This is a genomic window from Glaciihabitans sp. UYNi722, from assembly GCF_040549465.1.
Lineage (GTDB): Bacteria > Actinomycetota > Actinomycetes > Actinomycetales > Microbacteriaceae > Lacisediminihabitans.
The window spans coordinates 16,266-32,645 of record NZ_JBEPTL010000012.1 but is presented as its reverse complement, the minus strand read 5'-3'; the positions used below and the strand labels follow the sequence as shown (position 1 = coordinate 32,645).

Here is a 16,380-nt window from a genome sequence, read left to right as displayed (position 1 = left end):
ACCTATTCATACCGCAGATGCGTTACGTCGCCGGCGGCGACAGACACAACCCGGCCATCCGTCGATCTGCGTACGCTGAGCCGGCCGGAGCGGTCAATGTCGATCGCCGTGCCGATCAGGTCGTCCCCGCCCGGCAGCTGCACCCTGACCTCCTGGCCGAGCGTGCTGCACAGTTCCGACAGTTGCTGGCTCACCCCGCTCGCGCCAGGATCGGCTCCCCGCCGTAGAAACTCGGTGTAGAGCGCCTTGAGTTCTGCGAGGTAGCCGGCGAGCGCGGCATCCGCCAGCTCCTCACCGGCGAGCACGACACCCTTGAGCCCGAGGGAAGTGGATGTCGGCGTCGGCAGGTCTGCCTCGGCGAAGGCGAGATTGAGCCCCGCGCCCATCACGACGGACTCCCTGCTGAGGAGCAGTTCGGCCAGGAGTCCGGAGACTTTGCACCCGTCGATCTGCACGTCGTTCGGCCATTTGAGCGTGACTGAGTGCTCGGGCACCAGAGTGGCCACGGCCTTCGTCATCGCGATGCCGGCGATCAGCGGCAGCCAGCCGTAGTGCTCGAGTCCGAGCGGTTCACCGGCCGGAAGAGTGGGCCGAAGCAGCACGGAGATCGCCAGCGAGCTGCCGGGCGGCGCGACCCAGACTCGGCCCAGACGCCCGCGCCCGTTCGTCTGGCTGGTCGTCACCAGCACCGAGAAGTCTGGCCACTCCTCGCCGAGAGCACCGGATGCTCGACTCACCAGTTCCGTATTGGTCGAGCCGACCTCGTTCAGAAACTCGAAGCGGTTGGCGATCGCGGCACTGAGGGGAAGCTGCATCCCCCAAGGGTATCGACCGGACTCTGTAGGACATCGCCAAGGGGGTGGCGGTGATACCCGACGGTAAAGTGAACGCGTGACTGCAGACAATACGGTGCCAGCCCAGAACGATATCTATACGACAGCGGGCAAGCTCGCCGACCTGAAGGTGCGCTATCACGAAGCGGTGACCGCCAGCGGCGAGGCCGCCATCGAGAAACAGCACTCCAAGGGCAAGAAGACCGCCCGGGAGCGCATCGACCAGTTGCTCGATCACGGCTCATTCGTGGAGATCGACGAGTTCGTGCGGCATCGTACGCATGCGTTCGGCATGGAGAAGAAGCGGCCGTACGGCGACGCCGTCGTCACCGGAACCGGCACCATCCACGGTCGCCAGGTCGCCGTCTACAGCCAGGACTTCACCATCTTCGGAGGCTCGCTCGGCGAGGTCGCCGGCGAGAAGATCATCAAGGTCATGGACCTGGCGCTCAAGACCGGGGTGCCGATCATCGGCATGCTGGACTCCGGCGGCGCGCGCATTCAGGAGGGTGTCGTCGCCCTCGGCAAGTACGGGGAGATCTTCCGGCGTAACACGGCCGCGTCCGGTGTGATCCCGCAGATCTCGATCATCATGGGCCCGGCGGCCGGCGGCGCGGTCTACTCGCCTGCGCTCACCGACTTCGTGATCATGGTCGACAAGACCAGCCAGATGTTCGTCACCGGTCCTGACGTAATCAAGACCGTCACCGGCGAGGATGTCGGCATGGAGGAGCTCGGCGGAGCCCTCACCCACAACAAGATTTCCGGTGTCGCGCACTGGCTCGCGAGCGATGAGGACGACGCGCTCGACTACGCACGCACGCTGCTCGGCTTCCTGCCCGACAACAACCTCGCCGAGCTGCCCGTCTACGACCACGAGGTGGAACTTGAGATCACCGACGAGGACCGCAAACTCAACACCCTGATTCCCGACAGCCCGAACCAGCCCTACGACGTCACGACGGTCATCGAGCACATCGTCGACAGCGGCGACTTCCTAGAGACCCAGCCGCTGTTCGCCCCCAATATCGTCGTCGGTTTCGGTCGCGTCGAGGGCCGCTCAGTCGGCGTTATCGCCAACCAGCCGAACGCCATGGCCGGCACCCTCAACATCGAAGCCGGCGAGAAGGCTGCGCGCTTCGTACGCTTCTGCGACGCCTTTTCCATCCCGATCATCACCCTCGTCGACGTGCCTGGCTACCTGCCAGGCACCGACCAGGAGTGGACCGGCGTCATCCGGCGCGGAGCCAAGCTTCTCTACGCCTACGCGGAAGCGACGGTGCCGCTCGTCACGGTCATCACCCGTAAGGCCTACGGCGGGGCCTACATCGTCATGGGCTCCAAGCAACTCGGTGCCGACCTCAACTATGCGTGGCCGACCGCGGAGATCGCCGTGATGGGAGGGCAGGGTGCTGTCAACATCCTCTACCGCAACGAGATCAAAGCGGCAGAGGCAGCCGGTGAGGATGTCGCTGCGGTGCGCACCAAGCTCGCCAACGAATACACCTACAATGTGGCATCCCCGTTCCTCGCTGCGGAGCGTGGAGAGCTCGACGGCGTGATCGAGCCTGCCGCTACCCGCGTGGCTGTGATCAAGGGCCTCAGAGCGCTCAAGACGAAGCGGGCGACCCTGCCGCCCAAGAAGCACGGGAACATCCCGCTGTGACCGACGAGCGTGCGGATGCCGCGGCTCCAGTGTTCGCAGTGACCGGCGGTAACCCGACCCCGGCTGAACTGGCGGCCGTCACCGCCGTGCTCGGTGCCGTGTTCGAGCAACTCAGTGACGAGGGTGTGCGCGACGACCGCACGCCGAGCGCCTGGCAGCGGAGTCAACGGCCTATCCGTGGAAACCTCACACCCGGTGCTGGCGCCTGGCGAGGGTTTTCGGCCTGAATGTCCCCCAAAGGGGTGTAATTCTGCGGTTTCACGACCTGAAATGGTTCATAACGACGAAATCCGAAGGAACTGCTACGGATATCGCTGTAGACCCCTCGGAACACGGAGGAAAAGGCCAGCAAACAGTCAGATGTACCCCGCTTTCCGTTGTTCGGTGGGCCAAATCCCGGCGTTTTCAGGCTTATTTTCCTAGTAGGGGTACAGAAATGTACCCCATAAGTCCCCCAAAGTGACGACTTTGCCGACAGGTCGGTCTGCGGCACTATTGATCTTGCTAGGTGTCTCTCTTTGGAGTTACACCACCATCCATTAGCCGACTAGGGTAAGCGGGCTAATGACGTGGGGGCGGGTCAGGGCGATATTCGGGTTATCGCCCTGACCCGGGGTTTGGAACGGGATCGGCCTTCGGGCCGGTCCCGTTTCCCGTTAAGCGCCGAGTGCCCGCGCGAGTTGCCGTAGCGGCGTCCGCGTGCGTCAGCGCTGCGTTTTGTTATCCGCGCGCCGGTTACAACATCCGCGCGGATAACGAAACACCGCGCGGATGGATGCGGCGGCCAGGCGCGCGGCTCAGATTACGACGCGCGGCTCAGCTCGCGGCACGCGGAATCTCCAGCCAGAGGTCGACCTGGTCCTCTTCATCGTCGATGTTGTGGCTACCGAGAGCGCTCGCGTGGCCGTCATCGAGTGAACTCAACCCGACCACCGTGATCGCGATGTCCGATCCCTCGGGAACCGTGCGGGCGATGAGCTTGCCGGTCTGGGTGTCGCGAATCGCCTCGGCGAGCCTGTTGAGTACGCGCTCCAGATCGCCGGCGTCGAGGTCGTCGAGGCCGCCCTCGTCGAGCAGGGTGACCGTCGTTCCCTTGCGCCTGGCCACCATGATCTGCTCGCGCACCCGGTTGTTGAGCAGTTTACGTCCGCGGATCTCATCGCGAATGGCGCCCTCGAGATAGAGGCACTCCAGACGCTGGCCCTCGGTGAGTTCCGCGCCGACCGCCACGATCTGGCGGAGCATCGGCAGCGACATCCGGCTGGTCTGCCCGAGGCGGAACTGGCGTTCGGAGACGTGCGCCTCCTGCGCGGCCCGCCATTCGACGGCCTCACGCTCGGCAAGGGCGTACTGGCGGGTGTCGCGGCCGGCCTTGGCCAGGGAGAGCGAGAGGGCGTGGGAGACGCCGACCCAGAGGACATCGCCCACGACGCCGAAGGCGATAAGCCCGCCCGGCCCCGACCAGGCGATCGTCTCGACGATGAGGGCGCCGATGCCGATCCAGGCGAAGGTGTGCCGGTGCCGGGTCGAAGTGATCACCATCAGAGTGCCGATGGCCGCCGTGTACCAGGCCGCATAGCTGTCTTTCGGCACCTCCTGCACCTGGCTGGTGACCAGGAGCGGCACAACCAGCGCCACGACCGCGTTGAAGGCAGCCATCCAGATCGGCATCCGCGGGCTGCGCGAGAGCCAGAGACTGGCGATCGTGGCGATCGCATACAGGGCCATGGCCGCGATATACGGCCCCTTCTCCCTCGGCACATCGATCGAAACCGTGGCGAGGAGCAGGTGGTAGGCGGAGAAGATGGCGGCCAGGCCGATGATGAGATAGCGCGGAACGGAGATGATCACGGCGCCACCTGCTCGCCGATCGCGGTTGCGGCGAGAGTGGGCATGGCGTCCGGATGCGGCCAGACGATGCTGATCACGGTTCCGCGGCCAGCGCTCGATTCGACCTCCACGGTTCCGCCCGCGTTGGCCACCCGTTCGATGATCGAGACCCGGAGTCCGAGACGCTCGGTCGGCACAGAATCGACATCGAATCCGGCGCCGGTGTCTCCGACATCCACCTGGATACCGCCACCGACGCTCGCCTGGATGGTGAGCCAGCGGCGCACATCGTCGCCCGCCCCCGCGTGCTGGAGGCTGTTCACCATGGCCTGCACGGCCGCGGAGTACACGGCCTCCGCTGACTGCACGGGGATCACGCCGTTCTCGATGTGCGCGGTCTTCAGCTCGAAGGGTGCGGAGAGTGTCGCGGTCGCGCCGACGATGCGATGCGCGAGCTGGTCCATGCTCACCGTGGCATCGTCATCCGGTGAGGTCGCCGCAGCGTCTTTCAGATGACCCATGGCGTTTCGTGCCATCCGGGTGGACAGCTCTTTGGCCTCCGGCGTGTATGCCCTGGCTGCCGAGAGCAGGGTGGTGAGCACGCTGTCGTGCACGATCGAGTCGACCTGCACCCGCTCCACCTCCGTCGCGTGCTGGCGCACCGCGTGCGCGTAGCGATCGAGCGCTGTCGACTGGGCATTGTCAACCGAGGCGGCGGCCTGGCGTAACAGGGTGATCAGGATCAGCACGGCACCGCCGAGGATGATCGCGTAAGCGGTGTCGAGGGCTGCCGACTCCCAGGTCTTGCCGCCACCGGATGGCGTGATCCGCACAATGCCGTAGACGACCGGTGCGAGCACGAGATAGACGGTCGCCGCCCAGGTGCTGAAGGCGACGGCGGCGGCCGACGTACCGACGGTGCACAGCAGCCAGAGCCATGGGCGGTCGTCGGCAACCATGCCGGGGTCCCTCGCCACGAAAGGCCAGATGACGAGCGCGACGAGATAGGCGAGGGCGATATAGCCGTTGATGAACCTGACCAACCGACGCGCGAACGAGGCAACGATGGAAGCCACGAGGCCGCCGAAGATCCCGATGGCCATGACGTAGTACCAGACGGTCTGTATCTCCGACATCTGGCCGAGCATCGCCGGCACGGATTGCGCTCCGAAGGCGAGCCCGAAAATAGCCACTGAGCGCGAGACGACAGTCTCGATCTGCCGGCGACTGATCGGGTTGTGTGGTTGTCGCGCCTGCCCTATCGGGACGCTAGCGACCATCGCCGCCATCCGGGTCGAGGCCCGGGAGAATGCCGTCCTCGACGGCGCGGCGGAGCAGGTCGACCTTGGTGGGAGCGGGGCGCCCCACCTCGACGTACTTCACCCGGATGCGGTCGAGGTACTCGCGCGCTGTCGAGTACCCGATACCGAGCTGCTGGGCAGCCAGTTTGAGCGGCAGGCCGGAAGCATAGAGGTGCAGGATCTCGCGCTCACGGCGGCCAAGCTGGGCCTTCGCAAAGTCACGGTCGGCATCGATCGCCGTCGCCCACTCGAGGTTGTTTAGCACCTCTCCGCGAGCCACGGTCTCGACCGCCGACATCACGGTCTTGGTGGCCGACGACTTGGGAATGACGCCGGCAGCACCGGCGGCGAGCGCCTCGCGAACGGAGGCGACCCGATCCGCGATGCTGTGGATCAGCACAGCCGAACCGGTGGCCTGCACACGCTTCACGTTCTCGGTCACGGTGGAGCCGTCGCCAAGCGACAGGTCGAGCACCACGACGTCGTTCTCACGACCGTTGAGATTATCGACGAATTCCTGCACGGATGCCGCAGCCAGGATGAAATCGAAGCCGGCCTCGATGCACGCGGCTTTCAATCCGAGTCGCACCGATTCGTGGTCATCGACCACAGAGACGCGCACTCCGGTCGGTCGCACGCTCGCTCGCGGCTCATCGGTTGTCGTTTGCGCCATGACCAATCCTGTCTCCCGCAGTGGTTCTGGAATCCAGCTGTTCCTGGGCCAATCGTACCGGCCCCGAGGCGGGTCGAGGTCTGCACCTGACCAACGGAGTCGTAACGCAAACAGGACGAGCTTCCGATGACGACGCGGCTACCGCCTGTGCAGGGTTGCGACAGCCTCGACGTGATGGGTGTTCGGGAAGAGGTCGAAGGCACGCAGCCTGGTCAACTCGTAGCCGCGTTCACGGAACAGAGCGACATCGCGGGCGAGGGCGACGGGATCGCAGGCCACATAGACGATCTGGGCGGGGCCGAGCGAGGCGAGTTCGGCCACCACGGCCTTACCCGCGCCGGAGCGTGGGGGGTCGAGCACGACTGTCGCCCGATCGAGGTTCGCGCGCTCGGTGGCAGTCGCGGATGCTCCCAGCTGCTGCACGAACCGTTCGACCCGAGCGGTGACGGCGGCGGCCCCCACCCACTCTGCGAGGTTCCCCGCCGCGTAGTCGGTGGCGAGCGGATCGCTCTCGACAGTGGTGATCCGCAGGTGTTTGCCGAAGCGGTCGCCGACGGCGGCGGCCAGAAGCCCCACTCCCCCGTAGAGGTCGAGGTTGGCCGCCCGCAGATCGAACAGCGTCTCGTCGATCGCCTCCTGCACGGCTGTCGTGAGCGTCTGCGCCGCCCCGCGATGCACCTGCCAGAAGCCACGGACGTCAAGTCGGAAGTCGCGATCGCCAACCCGTTCCACGATGCGCTGCGCTTTCGGCCTCTCCCGGCTCCCGGTGAGCACGAAGGGATTCCCGACCGACGGCACGACGACATCGACGTGATCGGCCCCGGGGAACTTCTCGTCGAGTGGCGCGATCGCTGCGACCTCGGCGGTGGCCAGCGGCACGTCGGTGACCGGGATCACGCGGTGCGAGCGGGCGGCGTAGGGACCAGGTGTTCCGTCCTCCGCGACGTGCAGGTGCAGGCGGGTGCGCCATCCGGTGCCATCGTCAGCTCCGGGGAGTGCCTCGACCGCGACATCCGTCTCGATGCCGGCCATGCGCTTGAGCGAATCGGCGAGCACCTGGCGCTTCAGCTCGCGCTGGTGCGCGATGGCGATGTGGCCGAACTCAGCACCCCCGGCACGATCCTCCGGTGCACGATCGATGCTCGCCGCCGACCAGATGTGCGGCCGACGATGCTCTGAGGCTGTGAGCACCTCGACGGTATCCGCACGCCAGAACGATTTCTTTGAATCCTCGGTGATGCGCGCCCTGACCCTCTCACCGGGAATCGCGTCGCTGACGAAAATCACCCGGCCGTCGTGACGAGCCACCGCCACACCCCCGTGGGCTACGTTGGTAACCTCGATCTCGACCTCTGTACCCAGCCATTCGCCCATCCCTCGAGCTTGCCACAGGAGCGCAGTGCCCATTCCACCGGTGCGCTTGTACCTCGCCTCCACCTCCCCGGCGAGACTCGCAACGCTCAGGGCCGCGGGTATCGAACCGGTGGTACTCCCCTCATTCGTCGACGAGGAGGCGGCAGTCGAGGCGGCCTCGCCATCATCGGCGGTGGAAATGGTGCAGTTGCTCGCACGGCTCAAGGCTTCGGCCGTGGTGTCAGCGGAGATCGACGGGTTCATCCTCGGCGGTGATTCAGCCTTCGAACTCGACGGCGTGATCTACGGCAAGCCGCACGAGCCCGCGATCGCGCGGGAACGATGGATTCTGCAGCGCGGGCGCACCGGACACCTCCACTCCGGCCACTGGCTCATCGACCATCGCGGCGGAGTGCTCGGCGAGGCACGCGGAGCTGTGGCAACCGCCGGGGTCACCTTCGCCACCGATATCTCCGACGCCGAGATCGACGCCTACATCGCCACCGAGGAACCGCTGGAGGTGGCGGGAGCCTTCACCATCGACAGTCTCGGGGCGCCGTTCATCACCTCGGTCGACGGTGACCCGCACGCCGTTGTCGGGCTGTCGCTGTCCACGCTGCGCTCCCTCTTTCTCGAGTACGGCGTCGAGTGGCACTCGCTGTGGAATCGCCGGGACTTGTAGAAGCTGTCCGCACGTCATCCATCATCTTTGTAGGCCAGCGCCAAAGGCGGTCGCTCCCCGCCCAATAAGCTAAAGGACTATGCCCCGCATCACGAAGGTCCTGGTCGCCAACCGAGGCGAAATCGCCGTACGAGTCATCAGGGCAGCGAAGGACAGCGGTATCGCATCCGTCGCCATCTATGCCGACCAGGATCGGGATGCCCGCCATGTGAAACTCGCGGATGAGGCCTACGCCCTCGACGGAGCCACCAGCGCCGAGACCTACCTGCGCATCGACAAGGTGCTCTCCATCGCTCGGCGCGCGGGAGCGGACGCCGTGCACCCCGGCTACGGATTCCTCGCCGAGAACGCCGAATTCGCCCGTGCCGTGATCGACGCCGGGCTGATCTGGATCGGACCATCGCCCGACGCCATCGAGAAGCTCGGTGACAAGGTGTCCGCACGTCATATCGCCGAGAAGGTCGGCGCGCCTCTGGCGCCGGGGACGCTCAACCCTGTCTCCGGAGCCCAGGAAGTGCTCGACTTCGTCGACATCCACGGCCTGCCCGTCGCGATCAAGGCCGCTTTCGGCGGTGGCGGGCGCGGTCTCAAGGTCGCCCGCACCCGGGAGGAGATTCCCGAGCTCTTCGAGTCCGCGACGCGTGAGGCCATCGCCGCATTCGGCCGCGGGGAGTGCTTCGTCGAGAAGTACCTCGACCAGCCGCGGCACGTGGAAACCCAGTGCCTTGCCGACTCCTTTGGCAAAGTCGTGGTGATCTCCACCCGTGACTGCTCGCTGCAACGTCGACACCAGAAACTCGTGGAGGAGGCGCCTGCGCCTTTCCTCACCGACGAGCAGAACGTACTGCTCTACTCCGCGTCGAAGGCGATCCTCACGGAGGTCGGCTACCTCGGCGCCGGCACCTGCGAGTTTCTCGTCGCCAGGGACGGGACCATCTCCTTCCTTGAGGTGAACACGCGACTGCAGGTGGAGCATCCAGTGTCTGAGGAGGTCACCGGCATCGACCTGGTGCGCGAGCAGTTCCGCATCGCCGAGGGTGGCGCACTCGACTACGACGACCCGATCGCCGAAGGCCACTCCTTCGAGTTCCGTATCAACGGCGAAGACCCAGGGCTGGGCTTCATGCCGGCTCCAGGCCCGGTGCACGCCCTCCGCTTCCCCGGAGGTCCTGGGGTGCGCGTCGACAGCGGTGTGACCACGGGCGATGTCATCAGCGGTGCCTTCGACTCGCTGCTCGCCAAACTCATCGTCACCGGTTCCTCCCGCGAAGACGCCCTCGAGCGCTCCCGTCGCGCCCTCGACGAGTTCGAGATCGCCGGCCTGCCGACAGTGCTGCCCTTCCACCGCAAGATCGTGCGCGACCCCGCGTTCACCTCCTCGCCCTTCTCGATCTACACCCGCTGGATCGAAACCGACTTTGTCAACGACATCGAGCCGTGGAGCGGGTCGCTGGCGGATGCCGCGGCGCCCGTCGCCCGCCAGAGCATCGTCGTCGAGGTCGACGGCAAGCGCATCGAGGTCTCGCTGCCCGCACGGCTCGGGTCGGGATCCGCATCTCCCCTTGCCGCTGCCGCACCGAAACGCCGCGGTGGGGCTGGAGCGGTGGTGACCGCCACCGGCGACTCCGTGAAGGCGCCGATGCAGTCGACCGTGGTCAAGCTGGCCGTCGCCGAGGGCGACACGGTCGTCAAAGGCGACCTCATCCTGGTGCTCGAGGCCATGAAGATGGAGCAGCCCATCACGGCGCATAAGGACGGTACGATCGCGAACGTTAATGCCGCGGTCGGCTCGACAGTGGCATCCGGTTTCCTGCTGCTCGATATCGCGGGGTAGCTGCCGCGCGCTCTGTTAGTACCCGGTAGCTGCCGCGCGTTTCGGCGGCATCGCGCGCCGACGGCATCAGCGCGGTCCGATAGCATCAGCGCGGTCCGACGGCATCAGCGCGGTGTTTTGTTATCAGCGCGGCGGTTACAACATCCGCGCGGATAACAAACCTGCGCGCGGATGTCTCAGCGCACACCCGCGCGCCCGAGATGCTCGCGCAGTCGAGTCGGCGAGAGGGCTATCTCCCACGGCCACCTGCTCATGCCATGGCCTGCGGCGCGCAGGTCGTCTTCGCGTGCTTTCTCGTCGAGGAGGACCTGCTCGGGCGTGCGGCCCAGCAGAAACGCAGGATCGGTGTACTTGAACCGCCCATCGAACTCTCCGATCATGTCGAATTCCTCCCACCAAAAGTCCGCAAAATATTCGCGGCCAGTTGCGCCGCGCAACGCGACCTGAAGCTGTGGCGGGGTAATGCCCGCGACGTGCATGCTCACACGGCTGAGGGACTCACCGGGGCGGTCCGCTCTGCCGTCGGCGAAGTCGATGGTGCGCCGCACTCGCGCTGATCCGCGCCGCAACGGTATGCCGTCCAGCTCCTGGTAGAGGTCGCTCTTATCCAGAGTGGTCAGCGGGATTCCGCTGAGAGGATGCTCCGTCCGTCGCAGGGCGGCGTCGGCGAGCGTCACGGACTGCCCGAAGGATGCTCCGGCCGCCAGGTCGACCACAGTGCGGGCCAGCGTGGTCACCGCCAATCCCTCGATCGCCTCGATCTCGATCGGAAGACCGACGGAGTGCCTCGCGAACATCGCGTTGGAGCGACCGCCGTCCGCGATCGGCTGCACCACGTGCGCCCTCGACGGCCACTCCCCCAACCGCGGCAGACGCCACAGGGCGGCAGCCGAATCGTGCGAGAACACCACCGGCCGCGGCGAATAGATTGCCGCCGCGTGTATCCGCGCACGATAACGGGCGTCGCGGTCGAGCTGATCCCAGAGCGTCAGCGGGAAATAGACACCCCGGTAGAGGGATAGGAGATCGCCGCCACGGACCCGGCTGAAAAGCTCCGCTCGTTCTCCGGCCAGTTCGACGGTGCGAGACAGCAGAATCTGGTCGCGCCATTCCTCTCTCGCTACCGGGATCATCCGTCCATCCTGGGGTGGCCGCCTCGCTCATTCGTCGGATGTGATGCACTCGTGCACTCTCCGCGGGATCTCTGGCCGGTGGAGGACCGGAGCCGCCGCATCAGCGCGGGAGTTTGTTATCAGCGCGGCGGCTACAACGTGCGCGCGGATAACAAAACCCCGCGCAGTCGAGCGCGGGCAACAGGCCGCGCACACTCGAGTCGCGCGCAGAACAGGCACCGCACAGCCAAGTCGCGCGCAGAACACCCCGCACACAGCCGAGCCGCGAGCACGCAGAACAGGATGGCACCGGCGCCCTCACACCGGATAGTTGACGGCGACTTCCCCGCGAGGGTCGGCAGGCGTTCTAGGAAGCGACGATCACGCTCACGCCGGCGGCGACCAGTGCTTCGTCGAGCGCCGTGGTGACGGGAGCATCGGTGACGAGCACATCGATCTGGTCCAGTCGGCAGATACGCGCGAACGTCGATTTGCCCAGTTTGGTGGAGTCCGCGACGACGACGACGCGTTTGGCGACCTTACCGAATTCCTGGCTGACCTCTGCTTCGCCCTCGTGCAGGGTCGTCGCGCCGAACTGGGCGCTCAACCCGTCGACACCGAGGATCGCGACGTCGAGTGCGAGTTCGGACAGCGTGTTCGAGACCAGCGATCCCACCAATTCGTAGGACTGACGGCGTGCTACACCACCGGTCACGACGATCTTCACGTGCGAGCGAACGGAGAGCTCATAGGCGATATTGAGCGCATTGGTCACGATCGTCACACCGAAGTCGCCGCCGGAGCGGGTCAGACGCTCGGAACGCCCCAGGGCACGTGCGACCTCACTCGTGGTCGTCCCACCGTTGAGCCCGACGGAGTCGCCGACCGAGACCAGTTCCGCTGCCGCTCTCGCGATCGCGAGCTTCGCCTCCGCCTGGCGGGCGATCTTGTACTGCAGCGGCAGTTCGTATCCGGTACCCAGAGCGGATGCTCCGCCGTGGGTGCGCGTGACGAGACGCTGCTCGGCCAGCGTCGACAGGTCTCGCCGTGCGGTGGCGGCAGAGATGTCCAACGCCTCGCTGATCTCCGCGATGGACACGGTGCCACGCTCGCTGATCAGTTCGAGCAGCTCATTCAATCGCTGTTGCTGAGTCATGCTTTCGGGCTCCCGATGCGCTGTTCGTTGTCTTCTGGCCCATCCTAGAGCCAGAATCATCATCAAACGTGATTGACTTTGACGTTTTTAGCTAGCTTCGATCAGAACTGATCGCTATACTCCTGAGAGCATTCGCTAGAGAATGGCGAAGATCGAAAGGGAACCATGACCGACACCTTTGTTGCAGCCGAACTGGCGTCGCAGCCATCGACCTGGCGCACCGCCGCCTCGATCGCGCCCACATTCGCCGATGTGCTGCCCCAGAGGGGCGAGCGTGTCGCAGTCGTCGGCTGTGGCACCAGCTGGTTCATGGCCATGACCTACGCCGTATTGCGCGAGCAGGCCGGCTTCGGTGAGACGGATGCCTTCGCCGGCTCCGAATTCCCGGCCGACCGTCCGTACGACCGCGTCGTCGCGATCTCGCGCTCGGGAACCACCACCGAAATCGTCACACTGCTCACACAGCTCGATCCCGCGAAGACGGTACTCATCACCGCCGTCGAGGACCCCCCCGCCGCCGCCGTCGTCGGACATACCGTCGCACTGCCCTTCGCCGATGAGCGTTCCGTCGTGCAGACCCGCTTCGCCACGACCGCACTCTCCGTGCTTCGCGCGAATCTCGGCCACGACATCGAAGCCCTCGCCATCGAAGCCGAGCACGCCATGGAGATTCCGATCGACGACCTGCTGGATTCCGACCAGGTCACCTTCGTCGGACTCGGCGCCGCCATCGGGCTCACTTTCGAAGCCGCCCTCAAGACACGCGAGGCCGCACAGTTCTGGGCAGAGTCCTACCCCGCGATGGACTACCGCCACGGTCCGATCGCCATCGCGCAGCCGGGCCGTCTCGTCTGGTCACTCGGCGAGGCGCCAGAAGGCCTGCGCGACGAGGTCGGCCAGACAGGCGCGACATTCGTGCAGCATCCGCTCGATCCTCAGGCCGGCCTCGTGGTCGCCCAACGCTTCGCCGTTGCGCTGGCCGGCAAGCGTGGTCTCGACCCCGACAAGCCGCGTTCGCTCACCCGCTCGGTGATCCTCTCCCCGTGACCTCGCCGACCGTTCTCGGAATCGACATCGGCGGCACCAGCGTCAAGGCGCTACTCGTCGATGGTGAGGGCGCGGAACTCGGCGAATGGCGAGAGTCGACCCCGCATGACGACTCATCCGGAATCGCGACAGCCGCACTCGTGATCGGCCTACTGCAGACCGCGCAGGAGAGGTCTGCGGTGGCCGCCGTCGGGCTGGTCGTTCCCGGGGAGGTCGACGACGACACCGGAATCGTGATCAACGCCGTCAACCTCGGCTGGCTGCAACTCCGGTTTCGCTCGATGGTGCAGCAGTCGATCGACGTACCACTCGCCTTCGGACACGACGTACGCGTCGGCGCCCTTGCTGAGTCGATCTCCGTAGATACGAACGGCGCCATGCTCTTCGTACCGATCGGCACCGGCATTGCGAGCGCCCTCGTGGTCGATGGAGTCCCGGCCTCCCGACTCGAGTGGCCAGGAGAGCTGGGCCAGGTGGTGATCGACCACGGAAATCTGGCCGGCCAGCGGCTGGAAGACGTCGCCTCGGCCGGCGGCATTGCGAGGCGGGCCGGGCAACCGAACGCTCACGCCGTGGCCGAACTCGTGCTGGCCGGTGATTCGGCCGCGCGGGCAATCTGGATGGATGCGGTCGAGACCATCGCCGACGCGCTCGTCATCGCGACTCTCGAAGCCGACCCACGAACCATCGTCATCGGTGGCGGGCTCGCGGAATCGGGCGCCCTGCTCTTCGATCCGCTCATCGCCGCCGTCGAAGTGCGGATGCACGGCCGCCAAGTTCCCGACATCCGCCCCGCACTTCTCGGAGATCGTGCTGCCGTCATCGGCGCTACCCACATCGCCCGCCACCTCCGGGAACGGGTGAGCTGATGTCTCCCGTCCTCGCCGCCGACCGCCTGGTCACCGAGGCCGGTGACTGGAGTCCCGGCTGGATAGCGATCGACGACGGTGTCGTCACGGAGCTCGGGGGCGGCGATCCCCCGGTCGCGGTATCCGAGCATCTCGATGGAATCGTCGTTCCGGGCTTCGTGGACATCCACAGCCACGGTGCCGTGGGAGTGGACTTCGGGTCCGCCGACCAGGACGGAGCACGCGCCATCCTCGGTTATCACGCGAGCCGAGGCACGACGCGCATGCTCGCCTCCGTCGCCACGGCTCCTCTCGATTCGCTCGACGAGGCCGTCCGCAGGTTGCGGCCGCTCGTCGAGGACGGCTCTCTGGCCGGCATCCATCTGGAGGGCCCATACCTCTCACCGGCGCGACGTGGCGCGCACGACCCGGAGTTGCTGCGCCTGCCGAGCCTCGACGAGATCCGCCGTCTCGTGTCGACCGGCGGCGGAGCCATCCGCATGGTCACTATCGCCCCGGAACTCGAGGGGGCCGAGGAGGTCATCCGCTGGCTCGTGGAGCAGGGCATCACCGTAGCGCTTGGCCACAGCGACGCCGATGCGGCAACGGCCCGCGTCGCGATCGGCTGGGGCGCCTCCGTTGTGACGCACCTCTTCAACGGAATGCGGCCCCTTCACCATCGAGAGGCCGGTCTCGCCGGTGTCGCCCTACTGGACGACGGCGTCACTGTGGAGCTGATCCTCGATGGCCACCACCTGAGGTCAGACATTATAGAACTGGTTCGCCGAATGGCACTGGGCAGACTCGCTCTCATCTCGGACGCCATGGCCGCGACCGGGTGCGGCGACGGCGAGTATGGCATCGCCGGCTCGTCGGTGCGGGTCGTCGGCGGCGTCGCGCGCCTCACCGACGGTTCCTCCCTGGCCGGCAGTACCATCACCGTCGCCGACGGATTCCGGATGCTCGTCGACACGCTCGATTCCCCGATGACCGCCGCGGTGCGCGCAGCCACCGGCACCCCGGCACGAGCTGTGCGTCTCACCGACACCGGCCTTGCCAGTGGATCTGCGGCCGACCTGGTCGTGCTCGACGGCGATGCAGTCGCGCGAGTGATGAGGAGGGGCGAATGGCTCGAATCATCGTCGTGACCCCCAACCCGGCCGTGGATGTCACCTATCGCGTCGACCGCCAGGTGCTCGGTGAGACCAACCGCGTGCTCGAAGTGACCCGGCGAGCGGGCGGCAAGGGCGTCAATGTGGCGCGTGGGCTCGCGGCCCTCGGCCGTGACCCGATCTGCGTGCTCCCACTCGGCGGCGCGACGGGATACTGGATCGCCGAAGCGCTGCGCGATGAGGGGCTGGAAGCGAGCACGACGACCATCGCTGGTCTCACCCGCACGACCGTCGCGGTCACCGACCAGCACGCGCATCCGACGCTCCTCGTCGAGCCTGGTCCAACGCTTTCGACAGCTGAGTGGTCCGCGCTGCACGCAAATATCGAGCGACTGATCGCGGATGCCGACATGCTCATCGTCTCCGGTTCGCTCCCGGCCGCGGCCGATCCGGCGGAGGTTGGACGGATGGTCGCTGCCGCTCGGGCAGCCGGCGTTCCGGTACTCGTCGACTCGTCCGGCGACGCGCTGGTCGTTGCCGCGCGCGCCGGCGCGGACATCCTGAAGCCGAACCTGCAGGAACTTCTGGAAGCCACCCGAACCACTAGCCCCGAAACTGCCCTCTCCGCGGCCATGGAACTCGGCGCTGGACTCGTCGTCGCCTCCCGCGGGGCCGACGGCATTATCGCCCGCGATCATGAGCGCGACTACTCGGTCGCCGCCGTGGGCGGTGTCGACGGCAACCCGACCGGAGCCGGCGACGCTGCCACGGCGGGTCTGGCCGCCGCGCTGCTGGAGGGCCTCCCGATCGACGAGGCCCTGCGCTGGTCCGCCGCGCTGGGAGCAGCGGCAGTCCTGCGCCCCGTCGCCGGCGACGTCGATCTCGACGCATTCCACCTCTTTCTCAGCCGACCAGACACCACGAAATGAGCCA

Annotated in this window: 15 protein-coding genes; 8 read left to right on the top strand and 7 right to left on the bottom strand. The window is 66.4% G+C overall.

The genetic code is table 11. From position 1 onward, the window contains the following. Positions 1–2: 2 nt before the first annotated feature. On the bottom strand, positions 3–815 hold the full coding sequence (locus tag ABIB56_RS10370; RefSeq protein WP_354569127.1) for a biotin--[acetyl-CoA-carboxylase] ligase: 813 nt from the start codon (positions 813–815) through the stop codon (positions 3–5). Between the two features lie 76 nt (positions 816–891). Between ABIB56_RS10370 and ABIB56_RS10365 the strand changes: the two genes are divergently transcribed. Both ABIB56_RS10365 and ABIB56_RS10360 read left to right on the top strand, forming a co-directional pair. Further along, positions 892–2,499, top strand: coding sequence for an acyl-CoA carboxylase subunit beta (locus ABIB56_RS10365; RefSeq protein WP_354569126.1), 1,608 nt, complete (start codon positions 892–894; stop codon positions 2,497–2,499). After that, positions 2,496–2,726, top strand: a complete 231-nt coding sequence (locus ABIB56_RS10360) for an acyl-CoA carboxylase subunit epsilon (RefSeq protein ID WP_354569125.1) — start codon at positions 2,496–2,498, stop codon at positions 2,724–2,726. The genes ABIB56_RS10365 and ABIB56_RS10360 overlap by 4 nt, the downstream gene beginning before the upstream one ends. 589 nt (positions 2,727–3,315) lie before the next feature. Here the strand turns inward: ABIB56_RS10360 and ABIB56_RS10355 are convergent. The 4 genes from ABIB56_RS10355 to ABIB56_RS10340 all read right to left on the bottom strand — a co-directional run bounded on the left by ABIB56_RS10355 (position 3,316) and on the right by ABIB56_RS10340 (position 7,677). Continuing rightward, the gene (locus ABIB56_RS10355; protein ID WP_354569124.1) at positions 3,316–4,350 is read right to left on the bottom strand and encodes a DUF8320 family protein; all 1,035 of its coding nucleotides are present in this window, start codon (positions 4,348–4,350) and stop codon (positions 3,316–3,318) included. After that, positions 4,347–5,609, bottom strand: a complete 1,263-nt coding sequence (locus tag ABIB56_RS10350) for a sensor histidine kinase (protein WP_354569123.1) — start codon at positions 5,607–5,609, stop codon at positions 4,347–4,349. The genes ABIB56_RS10355 and ABIB56_RS10350 overlap by 4 nt, the downstream gene beginning before the upstream one ends. Continuing rightward, complete coding sequence (locus ABIB56_RS10345) at positions 5,599–6,303, bottom strand: response regulator transcription factor (protein ID WP_354569122.1); 705 nt, start codon at positions 6,301–6,303, stop codon at positions 5,599–5,601. Before ABIB56_RS10345 ends, ABIB56_RS10350 begins: the two co-directional genes overlap by 11 nt. Before the next feature lie 138 nt (positions 6,304–6,441). Then, the gene (locus ABIB56_RS10340; protein ID WP_354569121.1) at positions 6,442–7,677 is read right to left on the bottom strand and encodes a class I SAM-dependent RNA methyltransferase; all 1,236 of its coding nucleotides are present in this window, start codon (positions 7,675–7,677) and stop codon (positions 6,442–6,444) included. 40 nt (positions 7,678–7,717) lie between these two features. Here ABIB56_RS10340 and ABIB56_RS10335 point away from each other — a divergent pair, with 40 nt between their 5' ends. Together ABIB56_RS10335 and ABIB56_RS10330 are read left to right on the top strand one after the other, a co-directional pair. Further along, positions 7,718–8,338 carry a Maf family protein gene (locus tag ABIB56_RS10335; protein ID WP_354569201.1) on the top strand — a complete coding sequence of 207 codons (621 nt, stop codon included), beginning with the start codon at positions 7,718–7,720 and terminating at the stop codon, positions 8,336–8,338. Positions 8,339–8,417: 79 nt separating this feature from the next. Continuing rightward, positions 8,418–10,172 (top strand): acetyl/propionyl/methylcrotonyl-CoA carboxylase subunit alpha, encoded by a 1,755-nt coding sequence (locus ABIB56_RS10330; protein ID WP_354569120.1) that lies wholly within the window; start codon positions 8,418–8,420, stop codon positions 10,170–10,172. Positions 10,173–10,348: 176 nt separating this feature from the next. Here the strand turns inward: ABIB56_RS10330 and ABIB56_RS10325 are convergent, their stop codons facing one another. Continuing rightward, positions 10,349–11,305, bottom strand: a complete 957-nt coding sequence (locus ABIB56_RS10325; protein WP_354569119.1) for a hypothetical protein — start codon at positions 11,303–11,305, stop codon at positions 10,349–10,351. Positions 11,306–11,651: 346 nt separating this feature from the next. Beyond that, a complete protein-coding gene (locus tag ABIB56_RS10320) occupies positions 11,652–12,440 on the bottom strand; it encodes a DeoR/GlpR family DNA-binding transcription regulator (RefSeq protein ID WP_354569118.1) in 789 nt (262 codons plus the stop codon). Between the two features lie 165 nt (positions 12,441–12,605). On the opposite strand from ABIB56_RS10320, the gene ABIB56_RS10315 reads away from it, so the two are divergent. The 4 genes from ABIB56_RS10315 to ABIB56_RS10300 are packed head-to-tail and all read left to right on the top strand — an operon-like array spanning position 12,606 to position 16,376. Continuing rightward, a complete protein-coding gene (locus ABIB56_RS10315) occupies positions 12,606–13,487 on the top strand; it encodes an SIS domain-containing protein (RefSeq protein ID WP_354569117.1) in 882 nt (293 codons plus the stop codon). Next, complete coding sequence (locus ABIB56_RS10310; RefSeq protein WP_354569116.1) at positions 13,484–14,356, top strand: ROK family protein; 873 nt, start codon at positions 13,484–13,486, stop codon at positions 14,354–14,356. Before ABIB56_RS10315 ends, ABIB56_RS10310 begins: the two co-directional genes overlap by 4 nt. Further along, a complete protein-coding gene (gene nagA, locus ABIB56_RS10305) occupies positions 14,356–15,483 on the top strand; it encodes an N-acetylglucosamine-6-phosphate deacetylase (RefSeq protein ID WP_354569115.1) in 1,128 nt (375 codons plus the stop codon). Before ABIB56_RS10310 ends, nagA begins: the two co-directional genes overlap by 1 nt. Beyond that, positions 15,462–16,376, top strand: coding sequence for a 1-phosphofructokinase family hexose kinase (locus ABIB56_RS10300; protein WP_354569114.1), 915 nt, complete (start codon positions 15,462–15,464; stop codon positions 16,374–16,376). Before nagA ends, ABIB56_RS10300 begins: the two co-directional genes overlap by 22 nt. The last annotated feature ends 4 nt before the right edge of the window (positions 16,377–16,380 follow it).

Excerpts from the sequence above, each read along its gene's own strand:
- ABIB56_RS10330 (WP_354569120.1), top strand. The coding sequence starts at position 8,418 with ATGCCCCGCATCACGAAGGTCCTGGTCGCCAACCGAGGCGAAATCGCC.
- ABIB56_RS10370 (WP_354569127.1), bottom strand. The coding sequence starts at position 815 with ATGCAGCTTCCCCTCAGTGCCGCGATCGCCAACCGCTTCGAGTTTCTG.
- ABIB56_RS10345 (WP_354569122.1), bottom strand. The coding sequence starts at position 6,303 with ATGGCGCAAACGACAACCGATGAGCCGCGAGCGAGCGTGCGACCGACC.
- ABIB56_RS10320 (WP_354569118.1), bottom strand. The coding sequence starts at position 12,440 with ATGACTCAGCAACAGCGATTGAATGAGCTGCTCGAACTGATCAGCGAG.
- ABIB56_RS10340 (WP_354569121.1), bottom strand. The coding sequence starts at position 7,677 with ATGGGCGAATGGCTGGGTACAGAGGTCGAGATCGAGGTTACCAACGTA.
- nagA (WP_354569115.1), top strand. The coding sequence starts at position 14,356 with ATGTCTCCCGTCCTCGCCGCCGACCGCCTGGTCACCGAGGCCGGTGAC.
- ABIB56_RS10315 (WP_354569117.1), top strand. The coding sequence starts at position 12,606 with ATGACCGACACCTTTGTTGCAGCCGAACTGGCGTCGCAGCCATCGACC.
- ABIB56_RS10350 (WP_354569123.1), bottom strand. The coding sequence starts at position 5,609 with ATGGTCGCTAGCGTCCCGATAGGGCAGGCGCGACAACCACACAACCCG.
- ABIB56_RS10300 (WP_354569114.1), top strand. The coding sequence starts at position 15,462 with ATGGCTCGAATCATCGTCGTGACCCCCAACCCGGCCGTGGATGTCACC.
- ABIB56_RS10325 (WP_354569119.1), bottom strand. The coding sequence starts at position 11,305 with ATGATCCCGGTAGCGAGAGAGGAATGGCGCGACCAGATTCTGCTGTCT.